The sequence below is a fragment of the Pseudomonas petroselini genome (genome assembly GCF_045037875.1).
In the GTDB taxonomy this organism is placed as follows: domain Bacteria; phylum Pseudomonadota; class Gammaproteobacteria; order Pseudomonadales; family Pseudomonadaceae; genus Aquipseudomonas; species Aquipseudomonas petroselini.
The window spans coordinates 3,947,987-3,964,255 of record NZ_CP173614.1 but is presented as its reverse complement, the minus strand read 5'-3'; the positions used below and the strand labels follow the sequence as shown (position 1 = coordinate 3,964,255).

Genomic DNA, 16,269 nt, shown 5'->3' with positions numbered 1-16,269 from the left:
CAGGCCGCCGTGCTCTTGCTTTTGATCTTGATCTTGATCTGGGGCGCCCCGTCAAACACGCTGGCCGAACGCAGGCTTGAATCCGTGGGTAACCCGGCAGGACGCCGGGTTAGCCGCCCCGCGCCATGGATGGCGCGTGGCGGCGGCCCACGGATTCAAGCCGGAGTGAGGGCACACCGAGCCTAGGCGAGGTGCCGAGTGTTGGGGCGAAGCGTTTTTGGTTACTTTTGGCGCTTTTCCAAAAGTGACCCGCCGTAAGGGCGGAACCCATAGCAGCCGCTACCTAAATAACGGATATGTACTCCGTCTAATCCAACATCCAGGGCGGCTGTGAGGCCGCCTTCGCAGGCACAGTGAGGCATTAGAGGATCGGCTTACCGCCAGTCACCGCATAACGCGAACCCGAAATGTAGCTGGCCTCATCCGACGCCAACAGCACATAAATCGGCGCGACTTCCACCGGTTGGCCCGGACGCCCCAGCGGGGTTTCGCTGCCAAAGCTCTTCACGTCCTCATCCGGCATCGTCGCCACAATCAGCGGCGTCCAGATCGGCCCCGGAGCCACACTGTTGACCCGAATACCTTTGCTACCAAGCAACTGCGCCAAGCCACCGGTGAAGTTGGCAATCGCGCCTTTGGTGGCGGCATAGGCCAGCAGCGTCGGCTTGGGCATGTCGGAGTTGACCGAGCTGGTGTTGATGATCGAACTGCCGGCCTTCATATGTGGCAAGGCCGCCTTGCAGATGCGAAACATCGCCGTGATGTTGATATCGAAGGTTTTCACCCATTCCTCGTCCTCGATTTCCTCGAGGGTTTCGTGGCTCATCTGGAACGCGGCATTGTTCACCAGCACGTCGATGCGGCCGAACTGCTCGACTGTTTTGTCCACCAACGACTGACACACGCTTTTCTGCGCAATATCACCCGGCAGCAACAGGCATTGGCGACCGGCTTCTTCGACCCAGCGTGCGGTTTCCTGAGCATCCTCATGCTCATCCAGATAAGCGATGGCCACGTCGGCGCCTTCACGGGCAAAGGCGATGGCCACGGCGCGCCCGATGCCGCTGTCGGCCCCGGTGATCAGGGCGATCTTGTTGGCGAGTCGGCCGGAGCCCCTGTAGCTTTTCTCGCCGCAATCGGGATACGGGTCCATTTTTTTCTGCGTACCCGGAACAGCTTGAGCTTGAGGGGCGAAGGGTGGGCGAGGGTAATCAGTCATATCAATCTCCATAGGTGTGCAAAGGGGCTATGGGATTAGTAGTTACCCGCTAGTCGATAGTTGTAACGGATGCCGTCGAAGCCCGACGAGTGGTTAGCTTTGAGCTTTTGCAAAAACGGTATTTCCACTGCCCAACGATGGTCACCCGCGCGGGATTTATCCGTGGGCGTACCTGGCTCAATTGGGCAGCGATCAGGAGGAGGGCGGGGCACTCGCCAAGTGAGCCGGTAGACGACGCAGCGTCCACAGTGTAGTGAGCATCGCCGCGATGCCACACAGTGCGATGCCGATCAACATCGGCGCGGGTGTGTGATCGGCGAACACGCCAACCAGGGTCATGGACACTGCGGCGGTAATCATCTGGATCGCCCCCAGCAAGGCCGAGGCAGAACCGGCCACTGCGCCGTGATCCTCCAGTGACAACACCCCGGCCGCCGGCAGCAGCAAACCGAGAAAACCGAAGCCGATAAACAGCATCGTCATCATCAAGGCCAAACTATCGACCCATAGCGTGGTGGTCGCGAGCACGGCCATCACCGCGGCCACCGCCACCACCGACCCACGAATCAGCGGCGCCAGGCCAAAGCGCGCGCTGAGGCGTGCAGTGAGTTGGCTCATGGCGAAGAACGAGGCGGCATTCAGGGCAAACCCCAGGCTGAATTGCGTGGGTGTCAGGCCGTAATGCTCGATGTACACGAACGGCGCGCTGCCGATAAACACGAAGAAGGTCGCCAGGCCAAAACCGCACACCACCGACAAGCCAATGAATACCGGATCACGCAGCAACGCGCCATAGCTGCTGAAGGCGTTGCCCAAGGTCTTGCCCAGCCGACGTTCGGCCGGGTGGGTTTCGGGCAATTGCACGATGGTCATCACCAGGCACGCCACCGCGACGACCGCCAGCACGGCAAATACTTCACGCCAGCTCCACAGCGCGATCACCAGGCTGCCGGCGAGCGGCGCAAGGATCGGCGAGACACTCATCACCAGCATCAACAAGGCCATCAATTTTGCCGCTTCATGCCCGGTGTACAGGTCCCGCACGATAGCCCGGGGAATCACCATGCCTGCGCACGCACCGAACGCTTGCAGCGCACGAAAGGCGATCAGTGATTCGATGGTCGGCGCCAAGGCACACCCGACGCTGGCTACGGCAAAAATAACCAGGCCGGCATAGATCGGCGGTTTACGCCCGAATACATCACTGATCGGCCCGTAGAACAGCTGGCACACACCGATGATGACAAAGAACACGGTGAGGCTCATTTGTACCAACGCCGGTGAGGCCTGCAGGCTTGCGCCCAGCGTCGGCAGGGCCGGCAGGTAGATGTCGATGGCAAAGGGGCCGACGGCGGTGATCAAGCCCAGCAGCAGGGCGAGGTGGGCGATACTTCGAGACATGGGCAGTTCCGGGTGGAGCAAGGGTCGGTCAGCTTAAGGGATCCGCGCAGATCCGCAAACATAGGCTTCAATAAGCTGCACGCGTGGCCGATAACATGACCAGCGGGGCTTCTACGGTTGGCATCCCAACCGGCTGACCAGGCATGGGGATATATGCATGACGATCAAACTACGCTTGATGCTGTTGATTACGACCGGGTTGCTCACGGCCTTGATCATGAGCTTGACCGGTTACCTGGGGAATAACCGGATGGGCGACGCCGTGCAGGACAGCGAGGTCAGCATGACCGTGCTGCGCAACCATATGGAAGCCGACATGATGCACGATGCGCTGCGCGCCGACGTGCTGTCGGCGATGCTGGTCGGCCTGGGTAAAAGCACCAGCACCAAGGCCGAAGTCAACAGCTCGCTCAAGGAACACGCCGAGCACTTTCGCCAGGTGTTGGCGGACAACCTCAAGCTGCCGCTGGACGATACGCTTAAGGCCAACCTGGAAAAAATCAAACCCAGCCTGGAAAGCTACATCGCCGCGGGTGAGCGTATCGTCACCCTCGCGCTGGACAATCCCGAAGCCGCGCGTGCTGAACTGGATACGTTCAATACCGCGTTCACCCGCCTGGAAGAGCAAATGGCGACGCTGAGCGAGCTGATCGAAAACAACACCCAGCAAACCAGTGTGGGCACCCGGCAGACCATCAGCAACGCCAACCTCACCCTGGGTGCGGTGTTGATCGCCAGTCTTTTGCTGCTGTTGGCCCAAGGCCGCTGGGTCATGCTCAGCATCATGGGGCCGCTGCAAATGGCCAGCCGCATTGCCGACAGCATCGCCCATGGCAACTTGAGTGAGCCGATTGTCGAACCCCGCCGCAAGGACGAAGCCAGCGCATTGATTCGCAGCCTCGCCACGATGCAGCGGGATCTGCGCGGCATGATCGAAGTGGTGCGCAGCAACGCGCAAGGGGTCAATGGCATGAGCGAGCAACTCAGCCACGGCTGCCATGAAGTGGCCGGCAGCAGTCAGCAGCAAAGCTCAGCGGCCACGACCATGGCCGCCGCTGCGAGTGAAATGACGGCGAGTATCGAGGAAATCACCCGGCATGCCGGACGCGCACTCGAGATGGCGAACCAGGCCGAAACCTTGGCCAAGGACGGCGGGCGGGTGATTCATCAGGTGGTCAGTGACATGGACGGCATTGCGCGCTCCGCTCAGCAATCCGCCCAGGTAATCCGCACGCTGGACAAGGAGTCCGAGGCGATCTTCAGCATTATCCAGGTGATCAAAGGGATCGCCGACCAAACCAACCTGTTGGCCTTGAATGCCGCGATCGAAGCCGCACGCGCCGGTGAGCAGGGCCGCGGGTTTGCCGTGGTCGCTGATGAAGTACGCAGCCTCGCCGGGCGTACCAGCGCCTCGACCCAGGAAATTGCCAGCATGGTCGGCCGCATCCAGCAAAGCACGCGGGAAGCCGTCACCAGCATGGAGGAGGGCGTTGCTCAAGTGGATAAGGGCATGGCGGTGACCGCCGAGGTGGAGCGCGCGATCCGCGAGATCCTCCAGGCCACCTTGAATACCACGGAAATGGTCAACGATATCTCCCGCACTATCGGTGAGCAGAGCCTGGCCAGCAATGAAATTGCCCATCAGGTGGAGATGATTGCGGGCATGTCGCAGAACAATAGCCGGGTGATCGCCACGACGGCGTCGACCACGGACGAGTTGTCCAACCTGGCAGGCAAGCTGTCGCAGTCTGTTGATCGGTTTAGATTGTAACTTATTGATTTAACTCAACTAAATAGTCATTTAGTTGAGTTGTATTTTTAAGAGATAACACAGATGGGAGAGGGCATACTCATTCAAAGAACTTTCGGCAGGCTCGTGCCAGTCATGATTTGATTGTCTGGGCCTATGAATTCGAATTCATCGCTATAAGCATAAATCTGTCTAGTCGCATCGATAATAGTTCTGCTGTTAAAAGCGGCAACAGCCTCTCTGTTTAATGAAACCATTCTTTCTGTGGTCTCATAATCACCGATTACAGCAACACGTTTATTCAGTGGAATAAATACCCTCACATCTTTTAACGCAAACCCAAGGCCCCAGCCATCGTCAATTCGAGATGCGTGAGGTATGAGGTGTACGGGGTAATCTGAGGTGATAAACCCTGGTGAATCATCGTCGGCTTTAAGAAAAATCCATTTTCGATCGAGTAGGCATTTATGAATATCTGCAATAATATTCAACTCAAGTGCCGAATGTTTAGATGTATTCATCTCTAATGCAGCAACAGCCGCTGGTGATTTCAAGCCTTCCTGTCCCAAAGCCGAGATAATAAGTATCTGGTTAAGAGGTTGGATGCTCTCCGCAAATGATTGCCTATCACGTGGGTTTCTTGCCGCAAAAAGGGAAAAAAGCAGCAGAATGGCTTCACGGTCTGCAGCACTGGGAAAACTGCCACTCATCAAAGCGCGCCCGAGTGCATTAAGCGCTGGAGCTTCAAGCTTATCTGCGTAGGCTTTTTCAAGTGCGTTAGGATCAGAGTGGCCATGGAGTCGATTGAAATGATCTTCACCGCCGATTCTTAAGACGTTGGCTGTAAACGCTTTTTTTTGGATCACATCTACACAGTGCACCTGGTGACGTTTGCCTGACTTTCCTGACTTTGCAAATCCTCTCAGGTAGCCAGCTGAGACGTAGTGATGGTAAATCGGTTCGTTCATTGCAGGTCCTTTACGGTCGGCCGTCGATTTCGACAGGCTAGCCGATCCATGGGTTGGTGTTAATGAGGCATCGCCTGACCGTAGAGCCCCCCAGCTCCGTATAGAGCGTTTCGCATAATGTATATTATGTTAAATCAAATATTACGTTATACACGTCACCCAGCTATTTTTTGTATCTGCGCAACCACCTGCTTGACGGCGTCTTCGATCGTGCCTTCATTACGGCACAACACCCAGCCCTGATCCGCAGCCGCCTGCTCGAACATCTCTGTACACGCGACATGCTCTGTGTGCTTGCGGATCACCGTCCCGCCCAGTCCTCGCGACCGTGCAGTTGCTCTTGCCCAGGAAATATCCGGCGCGGTGACAACGCCAACATGCAGGTCCGGCACTCGCACGTCTCGCTTCAGGTTCAACCGCAGAATCTCTGCAAACGGGATGGTGTGTCGAAACGCAGCATCAGACGGATACCAGCGATCAATCAGGATAATGCTGTGCAACGGTTGCTGAGTCAGCACGTTCCGAGAAATCCAGCGACGACTCTCGGCAAAGCGCTCACACACAGCCCATTCCAGATCCCGTGAGGGATTTCTGGCAAGTTCATTAACCAGGGCCATGGTTTCCTTCCTGTAGGGATCGCGTTTTCTCTCGCAAAGTCGGATAACTTTCTTGTTGCCCGCCCTCAGCGCTGCCGTTACTGACTCCAGCAGCGTGGTTTTGCCGGTGCCTTTGGGCCCATCCAGAGAAACAAAAAGCCCAGAATTCATTTTTCACCCAGCTATCGAGACAAGGATGAGCACTCTAACGGCATTTTCAGCTGTCCACGCCCCATGTACTTTCACACGTCCCAAACCGTAAGCCCACTATCCACGCGCCAGCCCCTTCCCTAATGCTGAAACGTCATCATCTCCCCTTCGCCCGCATGTTAATCTCGCCCCACCACGAATAGACATTGATCGTCACAAGACGATGACCAGAACCAGGAAAGCCCATGCCAAAGATTTCTCACTCAGCCCTGCGCCGCACATTCCGTGAATTGCTTGCCACCCCAACCTGCGTTGAAACCGCTTCCGTCTTTGACCCAATGTCGGCGCGTATCGCCGCTGACCTGGGTTTCGAAGTCGGCATCCTCGGTGGCTCCGTTGCCTCGTTGCAGGTATTGGCCGCACCCGATTTCGCGCTGATCACGCTGAGTGAGTTCGTCGAACAAGCCACCCGTATAGGTCGCGTTGCCCAACTGCCGTTCATTGCCGACGCCGACCACGGCTACGGCAATGCCCTTAACGTGATGCGCACCGTCGAGGAGCTTGAGCGTGCCGGTGTGGCCGCCTTGACCATTGAGGACACGCTGCTGCCTGCGCAGTTCGGGCGTAAATCCACTGACCTGATCTCCATTGAAGAAGGCATCGGCAAGGTCCGCGCCGCGCTGGAAGCGCGTGTTGATCCAGAACTCTCGATCGTTGCCCGCACCAATGCTGGCGTGTTGCCGACTGAAGCGGTTATCGAGCGCACCCTGGCTTATCAGAAAGCCGGTGCCGATGGGATTTGTATGGTGGGTGTGGCTGACTTCGAGCACCTCGAGCAGATCGCGGAGAACCTGACGGTGCCGCTGATGCTGGTGACGTATGGCAACCCTAAACTGAATGACGCCAAGCGTCTGGCCAGCCTCGGTGTGCGTGTAGTGGTTGCCGGCCACGGCGCCTACTTTGCCGCGATCAAGGCGACCTACGACAGCCTGCGTGCTCAGCGCCAGTTGACCCATAGCACCGATAACTTGAGCGCTACCGAGCTGACCCACACGTACACCTTGCCGGAAAACTACGTGGCGTGGGCTGAAGAGTTCATGGACGTCAAAGAGTAAGACTCAAACCGGAACGAGGGGTGCAACGCCCCTCCTTTTCCGATAACGCCTTCATCGACAATGTCATCCAGCCCACCCGGCAAGCTCGGGAACATGACGTTGTAGCCATCACTGCCCTCCTCGGCGATTTGAATGAGCTGCGGCTGATCGTCGACTATCCGTGTGGCGAGGGAGCTTGCTCCCGTTGGACTGCGCAGCAGTCCCTTTAGAACGGGGCCGCTTCGCGCCCCAGCGGGAGCAAGCTCCCTCGCCACAGAAGGCCACCTTATAGCAAGCTCCCTCGCTACATCAGCCCACCCAGCCGACTGCGGTTTTGGGAATCACGTCTGACTCGTCCAACTTCGATGCAAACATGCTGACCGCCTCCACCGCATCACGGGTGCTGGTGCGAATCTGCAGGATCACCGAGCCCGCCTGGTCGGCCAGGTTGACGCCACGTTGTGCGCCTTCCTGGGTCGAGCTCATGCTGCTCACCGCATCGCGGGTTTCCGAGAGAATCATCCCGATCATCTCGGCAATTTCCGCCGTTGAGCGGCTGGTCCGCCCGGCCAGTTGCCGCACTTCATCGGCCACCACCGCAAAGCCGCGCCCCTGGTCACCCGCCCGCGCGGCCTCGATGGCTGCGTTGAGTGCCAACAGGTTGGTCTGGTCGGCGATGCCGCGAATGGTGTTGACGATGGCGGTGATCTGCTCGGATCGGTCGCCCAATTGTCCCACCAGCCGTGCAGACGCGCCGATGTTGTCGGCGATGCGGCGCATTTCAGTGGCGGTCTCTTGGATGACCTGGGTGCCATGTTCGGCAAACCGCTCGGTCTCGGACGAGATATGGTAGGCCCGGGAAGCACCACGAGAGTCTTCCTCGAACTTTTCCACGCGTTCGGTGATGTCGCTGGCAAACTTGACGATCTTGACCAGCTTGCCGTCGCCGTCGTAGACCGGGTTATAGCTCGCCTCCAGCCACACCACCCGGCCATGCTTGCCCAGGCGCTTGAATTGCCCGGTGAAGAACTCGCCGTTGTTCAAGCGGCGCCAGAAGTCTGTGTATTCGCTGCTGTTGATCAGCACCGGTTCGCAAAACAGGCGATGGTGCTTGCCTTTTATTTCTGCCAACCCATAACCCATAACGTTCAAGAAGTTTGCATTGGCGTCCAGCACTTGGCCGCTCAAATCAAATTCGATCACTGCCATTGCTCGGTCCAGCGCGGCCAGCTTGCTGCGAGTCGCTGCCTCTTGCTCGACTTTGGCGGTGACGTCCAAGGCGTACTTGACCACTTTGAGTACCTGGCCACGCTCATCCAGCACCGGGTTGTAACTGGCCTCCAGCCAGACGGTCTTGCCGTTGGCGTCCACCCGTTTGAAGGTGCCTGACACAAACCTGCCAGCCTTCAGGTCAGTCCAGAACTGGCTGTAGGCCGGGCTGCTGGTCAGCTCTGGCAGGCAGAAGTCACGGTGGGACTTGCCGGCCAATTGATCGGCGCGATAACCGAGGGTCTTGAGGAAGTTATCGTTGGCCCGGAGCACCTTGCCGTTGAGGTCGAATTCGACCACGGCCATGGAGCGTTCCAGTGCAGCAATCAGTCCTTTGTACTCACTGGCTTCGGCCGTCCTGGCCGCCAGTTCTGTTTTGAGTGTTGTATTGAACATGACGTGCCCTCAGCCGTGCGGAAAAACTGGTTTCTTCATTGGCTATCGGCTGAGAAATACACGACTTTATGCGGCAAAAATGTTTATTTTCTGGCGCCAAATTATTGCTGGAAGCCGCGTGATTCAAGGCTTTGCGGCGAGCGACGCCAAACGCTCGCGCATGCCGTCGCTGGCGGCCGGGCCGGCCTGCAAAACGCAGTCCTCCAACGACACGATCTGCCCCTGCTCGCTCGCCAATATCGGCTGCAGCGGACGCCCGGTGCCCCGCTCCACCAACTCGACACTGGTGCCCTCCTCGGCGTAGTGCCGATTACCCCAGGCCACCAGCGACATCAGCACCATACGAAAGTCCTCACCCTTGGCCGTCGGCACATACTCGTCGCGCGGCGGCCGCTCGCTGTAAGGCCGACGCTCCAGCATGCCGGCCTCCACCAGCGCATTAAGGCGGCGCGTCAACATATTGGGCGCGATGCCCAGGCTGCGTGAGAACTCATCGAAACGGCGTAAGCCCTGCAGCGCGTCGCGCATGATCAAGATGCTCCACCACTCCCCTACCCGCTCAAGGCTACGGGCGATGGGGCATTCGTCGCGAGTCAGGGATTTGCGTTGCATGGAAGTTCCTATCGGTCGGTGCAAAGGTGTGAGATGCCATGTTACTTTCATGATGATAGTGACGTCCATAAAGTCTGTACCCTCAACGCAACCGGAGTCGATTGATCATGAGTAAACGCATCGTTGTGACAGGCATGGGCGCGCTGACGCCATTGGGCGCTGACGTGGAGACAACCTGGCGACGCCTGTTGGCCGGGCAGTCGGGCATTCGTCGCTTGCCGCAAGCGTTGATCGGAGACCTGGCCGTGAGCATCGGTGGCCAAGTCCAGAGCGTGCTGCAGGACCCCGAAGCCGGGTTTGACCCCGATCGGCTGCTGGCGGCCAAGGAACAGCGCAAAATGGACCGCTTTATCCTGTTCGCCCTGGCGGCGGCGGATGAAGCCTTGAAGCAAGCAGGCTGGGCGCCTGAGACGCCCGAACAGCAGGCGCGCACGGCCACCATCATTGCCTCAGGCGTGGGCGGTTTCCCAGCGATCGCCGATGCGGTGCGTACCACCGACAGCAAAGGCCCACGGCGTTTGTCGCCGTTCACCATCCCCTCCTTCCTGAGCAACATGGCCGCCGGGCATGTGTCGATCAACTACGGGTTGAAAGGCCCGTTGGGTGCACCGGTCACCGCCTGTGCTGCCGGTGTACAGGCCATCGGCGACGCCGCGCGGATGATTCGCGCCGGTGAAGTCGATGTGGCGGTGTGTGACGGTGCCGAAGCGGCGATCCATCGGGTCAGCCTCGCCGGTTTTGCGGCGGCGCGGGCATTGTCCAGCGACTTCAATGACACGCCCGAACGCGCCTCCCGCCCTTTCGACCAGGCGCGCGACGGTTTCGTCATGGGGGAAGGCGCCGGTATTCTCGTCATCGAAGCGCTGGAGCACGCCCTGGCGCGGGGCGCGCAACCCATTGCAGAGTTGGTCGGATACGGCACCAGCGCCGATGCCTATCACATGACCGCGGGCCCGGAAGACGGCGACGGTGCGCAACGCGCGATGGTGCAGGCCTTGCGTCAGGCCGGTATCGATGCGGATCAGGTGCAGTACTTGAACGCCCACGCCACCTCTACCCCGGTGGGTGACAAAGGTGAATTGGCCGCAATCAGAACGGTCTTCGGTGCTGGCGGCAGCCTGGCGATCAGTTCGACCAAATCCGCCACCGGCCACCTGCTCGGAGCGGCGGGCGGGATCGAAGCCATCTTCACCGTACTCGCCCTGCGCGACCAGGTGGCTCCGGTAACGCTCAACCTGGAAAACCCCGACGCCCTTGCTGACGGTCTGGACCTGCTGCGTGGTCAAGCCCGGCCAATGCCGATTGAGTACGCGCTGTCCAATGGCTTCGGCTTTGGCGGCGTGAATGCCAGCGTACTGTTCCGCCGCTGGGCGTAGTTTGCCCCCTCCGTCATTTTCGGGGACCATGGCGCCTTTCTGAACCTGCCAACGAGAGGCGCCCATGGCCAACCACGACCTGCACTACACCCCGGACCCGGATGCCGATTCGATTTCTTCCGACGTGATCGGCTTCAACGGCATCCTGGTGTCCACCCAGATCCCGACCCGCGCCGACGGCAGCCTGGAACTGGGCGACATCACCCAGCAGAGCGAATGCACCCTTCAAGCCCTGAAAGTTGCCCTGGAAAAGGCCGGCAGCGGCATGGACCGGGTGATGCACCTGACCATTTATCTGACGGACATGGCCGACCGCGCCGCTTTCAACGAGGTCTACAAACGCTTCTTCGCCAAGCCCTGGCCGGTGCGTGCGGCAGTTGGCGTGGCCGCGTTGGCGGTAGAGGGTATGCGCGTGGAAGTCACCGCGATGGCTGCCAAAGCCTGAGTCAGGCTCCACCAGCGCTCACAATCGGACAATGCGCGGATGCTTGTAGGGGTTTTCATCGCTACAATGCCCGCCTCGACCGTGACAAGCCTGACTAAAAAAACTATGTCCTTGCCCAAGCACCAACTGGAATTGCTCAGCCCTGCCCGCGATGTCGCCATCGCACGCGAGGCCATTTTGCACGGCGCCGACGCCATCTACATTGGCGGGCCTAGCTTCGGCGCCCGCCATAACGCCTGTAACGACGTGAGCGACATCGCTTCCCTGGTGGAATTCGCCCGCCGTTACCACGCCCGCGTCTTCACCACCATCAACACCATCCTGCACGACAACGAACTGGAACCCGCGCGCAAGCTGATCCATCAGCTCTACGACGCCGGTGTCGACGCGTTGATCGTGCAAGACCTGGGCGTGATGGAGCTGGATATTCCGCCCATCGAGCTGCACGCCAGCACCCAGACCGACATTCGCACCCTGGCCCGCGCCAAGTTTCTCGACCAGGCCGGTTTCTCGCAGTTGGTATTGGCCCGTGAGCTGAACCTGCAAGAGATCCGCGCCATTGCCGACGAAACCGAGGCCGCCGTCGAGTTCTTCATCCACGGCGCCCTGTGCGTGGCATTCTCCGGCCAGTGCAACATCTCGCACGCGCAGAACGGCCGCAGCGCCAACCGTGGCGATTGCTCCCAGGCCTGCCGCCTGCCGTACACCTTGAAAGATGACCAGGGCCGCGTCGTGGCCTTTGAAAAGCACCTGCTGTCGATGAAAGACAACAACCAGAGCGCCAACCTGCGCGCCCTGGTCGAAGCCGGCGTGCGTTCGTTCAAGATCGAAGGCCGCTACAAGGACATGGGCTATGTGAAGAACATCACCGCCTATTACCGTCAGCGCCTCGACGAGATTCTCGAAGACCGCCCGGACCTGGCCCGTGCTTCCAGCGGCCGCACCGCGCACTTCTTCCTGCCCGACCCGGAAAAAACCTTCCACCGTGGCAGCACCGACTATTTCGTCAGTGACCGCAAGATCGACATCGGCGCCTTCGACACCCCGACCTTCACCGGCCTGCCGGTGGGCGTGGTGGAAAAAGCCGGCAAGCGCGACCTGCAAGTGGTCACCCATGAGCCGCTGTCCAATGGTGACGGCCTGAATGTGCTGGTCAAGCGCGAAGTGGTGGGTTTCCGCGCCAACATCGCCGAGCCTAAAGGGGAGTTCGAGGAAGACGGCGAGAAGCGCTACCGCTACCGCGTCGAGCCGAATGAAATGCCGGCCGGCCTGCATCAACTGCGCCCGAACCACCCGCTGAACCGCAACCTCGATCACAACTGGCAACAGGCGCTGTTGAAGACCTCGTCCGAGCGCCGTATCGGCCTGTCTTGGGTTGCTCGTTTGCGTGAAGAGCAGCTTGAAGTCATCGCCACCAGTGAAGAAGGCATCAGCGCCAGCGTCACCCTGCCCGGCCCGTTTGGTGTGGCCAACAAGCCGGAACAGGCGCTGGACACCCTGCGTGACCTGCTCGGCCAACTGGGCACTACCGAGTACCACGCGACGAACATTCAGTTGGATGCGCCGCAAGCGTTCTTCATCCCCAATTCGCAGCTCAAGGCCCTGCGCCGCGAAGTGATCGAGGCGCTGACCACCGCTCGCATTGCCGCTCACCCACGCGGTGGCCGCAAGGCCGAAACCTCGCCGCCGCCGGTCTACCCGGATGCGCACCTGTCGTTCCTGGCCAACGTCTACAACCAGAAAGCCCGTGATTTCTACCACCGGCACGGTGTGAAGCTGATCGACGCCGCCTTCGAAGCCCACGAAGAAACCGGCGAAGTCCCGGTGATGATCACCAAGCACTGCCTGCGCTTCTCGTTCAACCTGTGCCCTAAGCAGGCCAAGGGTGTGACGGGCGTGAAGACCAAGGTCGCGCCGATGCAGTTGATCCACGGCGACGAAGTGCTGACCCTGAAGTTCGACTGCAAACCCTGCGAGATGCACGTGGTAGGCAAGATCAAGGGGCACATCCTCGGGCTACCGCAGCCGGGCAGCGTGGTGGAGCATTTCAATCCGGAAAATATCATCTTTCAGGGCACGCACTAACCCTGCGGGAGCGGGGCCACCACCAGCCCCGCTGCAACCCTGCAGCCGCCAATAGAATGGCCGCCACCCCCAGCCATTGCAGCCAGCCCAGGCGATGCCCGAAGGCGATCCAATCAACGAAGATCGCCGCAATCGGGTAGATAAACGACAGCGCGCCGGTAATGGCCGTGGGCAGCTTCTGGATCGCCCCGTACAGCAATACATACATCAAACCGGTGTGCACCACGCCGAGCGTCACCACTGCCGTCCAGGCGTTGGTCGAGTCCGGCAGGCTATGCCAGGCCACCCTCGGCGCGAGTAACAGCGCGCCGGTGGTCACCTGGATCAACGCGATCAAATGCGGCGGCACTTCTTTTAGACGTTTGATGATCAGCGCCGCTATGGCGTACAGGAAGGCCGCACCCAGCGCCAATGCGATGCCTGCCAGGTAATCGTCGCCGGTCTGTTGATCGCCATGCGCGGTGACAATCGCCAGCATCCCCAGGAACGCCACGCTCAGCCACGCCAATTTCTGCACGGTGATCTTTTCACCCAGGAACAGCGCTGCCAGCATCACCAACAGGAACGGCTGCACGTTGTACACCGCCGTGCTGATGGCAATCGACGCGCGGGAATAGGATTCGAACAACAGCAGCCAGTTGCCGACAATCGCCACGCCGCTGAGCATCGCCAGGCCCAGCGTGGCCCAACTCAGCAGGTCCAGGCGCAAGTAGCCCAGCAGTGCGCACACCAGCAACAGTGTCAGGCCGCCGATGACACAGCGCCAGAACACCACTTCGATCACCGACACGCCGGAGACCAAGACAAACCAGCCAATGGTGCCCGAGATCAGCATGGCGGCGACCATTTCCCACGACCCGCGACGGATGGATGTATCCATGATTGAGGCTCCTCAAGTGAGGCTCAAGTATGGCAATCTGCGGGTCAGTGGCTCCAGCGACTAAAAAAGGCAAAACTGCCAGATCACCTTTTCTTATTAGGCAAATACCATGATCGACACCATCGACCAGCAACTGATCGCCGCCTTGATGGACGACTCGCGCCTGTCCCTCAAGGCCCTGGCGGGCATAACCGGGCTGTCGTCACCCAGCGTTGGCGAACGCCTGCGCCGCCTGGAAGAGCGCGGCGTGCTCACCCACTACACCGTCGACATCGACCCCAAGCACTTTGGCTACCTGCTGCAAGCCATCGTGCGCATCCGCCCGTTGCCGGGCAAATTGCAGGAGGTGGAGCGCCAGATTCAGGCCATCCCCGAATTCACCGAGTGCGACAAGGTCACGGGCGAAGACTGCTTCATCGCGCGGTTGCACGTGCGCACCATGGACCATCTCGACAGTTTGCTCGACCGGATCAACGCGTATGCCGAAACCAACACGGCGATCGTCAAGAAAACCCCGGTGAAACGGCGCTTGCCGCCTTTGGCGGATTAGCGTCTCCACTATTCGTGCAGCGTTTTAGCCGCCGCCAGCAACTCCTGGAACTTGTGATAGCGCGACTCCAATACTGCTCGCTGCGTGGCATCGGGGAAGTACCGCGCTTTCACCGCCATCCCTGCCTGAAGCAAGGCCGCCCCTTGGCCGATCGCCAGAAACCCCAGCTTCGCCGCGCCCACGCAGGCACTCAACTCACTGCCGTGCAAGGTGAAGACCTCCCGCTGCAGGATATTGGCCAGCAACTGCGCCCAATATTCACTCCGCGCGCCGCCGCCGACCAGGGCGCAGGCGCCGAGGTTGGCCCCGGCGGACTCCACCGCGTGCAACGCATCCAGCAAACCAAACCCCACCCCTTCCATCACCGCATAACCCAGCAGGGCTGGCGTGCAGTCATGGCCAAGGCTCATAAAGCCACCGCGCAATAACGGATCGTTGTGCGGCGTGCGTTCACCGGCGAGGTAAGGCAGGAACAACGGCGTGTCCAGGGGCACCGGGCGCCCCATCGGCAATTGCGCCTGCACCTGATCCAACAGTGTTTGCTCATCCGGCATGCCCGTCAGGCGCGTCACCCAGCGCAAGCAACTGGCGCCGGCGAGCATCGCGCCCATGGTGTACCAACGGTCCGGCAGTGCATGGCAGAAGCTGTGTACCGCGCTGGCCGGGTTGCCGGCGGCGTGGTCGGTGATGGCGACGATGGCCGCGCTGGTGCCCAGGGTGATAAACCCGTCCCCTGCATTGATTGCACCGATACCCACCGCCGCCACCGGGTTATCGCCACCGCCGCCGGCAATAACGACCGAAGCAGGCAAGCCCAGTCCGTCCACGTTTAACCCAGCGCTGGCGGCACCGCCTTCCACCAACCTGGGCATCTGCTCAAGCGTGAGGCCTGTTGCCCGCAGCATCGGGACGAACCACTCACGCCGTGCCACATCCAGCCACAACGTACCCGCAGCGTCGGACATTTCGCTGATACGCTCGCCACTCAAGCGCAAACGCAGGTAATCCTTGGGTGACAACACGCAGTCGATGGCCTTGAACACCGCTGGCTCATGCTGTTGCAGCCACAGCAGTTTCGGCGCGGTCAGCCCGGCCATCGGCAAGCTGCCGGTCACGTCCGCGAACGTCGCGCCCAGCTGCTCGGCCTCGGCGATGGCGCGGGAGTCATCCCACAGGATCGCCGGGTACAACACGCGGTTGTCAGCCCCGAGCAATACCGCGCCGTGCATCTGCCCGGAGAGGCCGATACAGGCCACGTGGGCGAACGCCGCATGCCCGCGCAACTCGGTCAGCGCCTGTAAACACGCCTGCCACCAGTCTTCCGGCGCCTGCTCGGACCAGCCGCTATGGCGCCGCGACACACTCAGGCGCACGCCGGCGTGGGCCAGCACCTGCCCGTCGAGGTCCATCAGGATGGCCTTGAGTTCCGAGGTGCCGAGGTCGATGCCGAGGGAAACAGGACGGCTCATATGCAGGTC

The 16,269-nt window shown here is 60.2% G+C and carries 13 protein-coding genes and 3 pseudogenes; 7 read left to right on the top strand and 9 right to left on the bottom strand.

Going from position 1 to position 16,269, the window contains the following annotated elements:
- Positions 1-361: 361 nt before the first annotated feature.
- Both ACI512_RS18190 and ACI512_RS18185 read right to left on the bottom strand, forming a co-directional pair.
- Positions 362-1,219 (bottom strand): SDR family oxidoreductase, encoded by an 858-nt coding sequence (locus ACI512_RS18190; RefSeq protein ID WP_236380337.1) that lies wholly within the window; start codon positions 1,217-1,219, stop codon positions 362-364.
- Between the two features lie 192 nt (positions 1,220-1,411).
- Positions 1,412-2,620: a multidrug effflux MFS transporter gene (locus tag ACI512_RS18185; RefSeq protein ID WP_012724226.1), complete on the bottom strand. Its 1,209-nt coding sequence runs from the start codon at positions 2,618-2,620 to the stop codon at positions 1,412-1,414.
- Between the two features lie 157 nt (positions 2,621-2,777).
- Between ACI512_RS18185 and ACI512_RS18180 the strand changes: the two are divergent.
- Both ACI512_RS18180 and ACI512_RS18175 read left to right on the top strand, forming a co-directional pair.
- Positions 2,778-3,533 (top strand): annotated as a pseudogene (locus ACI512_RS18180) (MCP four helix bundle domain-containing protein); the annotation flags it as partial.
- A complete protein-coding gene (locus ACI512_RS18175; protein WP_371914029.1) occupies positions 3,528-4,391 on the top strand; it encodes a methyl-accepting chemotaxis protein in 864 nt (287 codons plus the stop codon). The pseudogene ACI512_RS18180 and the gene ACI512_RS18175, both read left to right, overlap by 6 nt.
- An 83-nt stretch (positions 4,392-4,474) precedes the next feature.
- On the opposite strand, the gene ACI512_RS18170 is transcribed toward ACI512_RS18175, so the two are convergent.
- Both ACI512_RS18170 and ACI512_RS18165 read right to left on the bottom strand, forming a co-directional pair.
- The gene (locus tag ACI512_RS18170) at positions 4,475-5,338 is read right to left on the bottom strand and encodes a DUF4238 domain-containing protein (RefSeq protein ID WP_405121254.1); all 864 of its coding nucleotides are present in this window, start codon (positions 5,336-5,338) and stop codon (positions 4,475-4,477) included.
- 155 nt (positions 5,339-5,493) lie between these two features.
- On the bottom strand, positions 5,494-6,105 hold the full coding sequence (locus ACI512_RS18165) for a dTMP kinase (RefSeq protein WP_405121253.1): 612 nt from the start codon (positions 6,103-6,105) through the stop codon (positions 5,494-5,496).
- A 224-nt stretch (positions 6,106-6,329) separates the two neighbouring features.
- Here ACI512_RS18165 and ACI512_RS18160 point away from each other — a divergent pair, with 224 nt between their 5' ends.
- Complete coding sequence (locus tag ACI512_RS18160; protein ID WP_236380343.1) at positions 6,330-7,199, top strand: oxaloacetate decarboxylase; 870 nt, start codon at positions 6,330-6,332, stop codon at positions 7,197-7,199.
- 288 nt (positions 7,200-7,487) lie between these two features.
- Here the strand turns inward: ACI512_RS18160 and ACI512_RS18155 are convergent.
- The 3 genes and pseudogenes from ACI512_RS18155 to ACI512_RS18145 form a co-directional block, all read right to left on the bottom strand.
- Positions 7,488-7,964, bottom strand: a pseudogene (locus tag ACI512_RS18155) (methyl-accepting chemotaxis protein); the annotation flags it as partial.
- 111 nt (positions 7,965-8,075) lie between these two features.
- Positions 8,076-8,843, bottom strand: a pseudogene (locus ACI512_RS18150) (PAS domain-containing protein); the annotation flags it as partial.
- 123 nt (positions 8,844-8,966) lie between these two features.
- Positions 8,967-9,455, bottom strand: coding sequence for a helix-turn-helix domain-containing protein (locus ACI512_RS18145; protein WP_236380345.1), 489 nt, complete (start codon positions 9,453-9,455; stop codon positions 8,967-8,969).
- A 107-nt stretch (positions 9,456-9,562) separates the two neighbouring features.
- Here ACI512_RS18145 and fabF point away from each other — a divergent pair, with 107 nt between their 5' ends.
- The 3 genes from fabF (at position 9,563) to ACI512_RS18130 (ending at position 13,361) form a co-directional block, all read left to right on the top strand.
- Complete coding sequence (fabF, locus tag ACI512_RS18140; protein WP_405121252.1) at positions 9,563-10,831, top strand: beta-ketoacyl-ACP synthase II; 1,269 nt, start codon at positions 9,563-9,565, stop codon at positions 10,829-10,831.
- A 64-nt stretch (positions 10,832-10,895) separates the two neighbouring features.
- Positions 10,896-11,276, top strand: coding sequence for a RidA family protein (locus ACI512_RS18135; protein ID WP_012724285.1), 381 nt, complete (start codon positions 10,896-10,898; stop codon positions 11,274-11,276).
- A gap of 105 nt (positions 11,277-11,381) precedes the next feature.
- Positions 11,382-13,361: a U32 family peptidase gene (locus tag ACI512_RS18130; protein WP_405121251.1), complete on the top strand. Its 1,980-nt coding sequence runs from the start codon at positions 11,382-11,384 to the stop codon at positions 13,359-13,361.
- Here ACI512_RS18130 and ACI512_RS18125 read toward each other — a convergent pair.
- A complete protein-coding gene (locus ACI512_RS18125; RefSeq protein WP_405121250.1) occupies positions 13,339-14,241 on the bottom strand; it encodes a DMT family transporter in 903 nt (300 codons plus the stop codon). The genes ACI512_RS18130 and ACI512_RS18125 overlap by 23 nt on opposite strands.
- Positions 14,242-14,350: 109 nt before the next feature.
- Between ACI512_RS18125 and ACI512_RS18120 the strand changes: the two genes are divergently transcribed.
- Positions 14,351-14,791: an Lrp/AsnC family transcriptional regulator gene (locus ACI512_RS18120; protein WP_231807618.1), complete on the top strand. Its 441-nt coding sequence runs from the start codon at positions 14,351-14,353 to the stop codon at positions 14,789-14,791.
- Positions 14,792-14,799: 8 nt separating this feature from the next.
- Here ACI512_RS18120 and xylB read toward each other — a convergent pair whose 3' ends face one another.
- Complete coding sequence (xylB, locus tag ACI512_RS18115; RefSeq protein ID WP_405121249.1) at positions 14,800-16,260, bottom strand: xylulokinase; 1,461 nt, start codon at positions 16,258-16,260, stop codon at positions 14,800-14,802.
- Between the last annotated feature and the right edge of the window lie 9 nt (positions 16,261-16,269).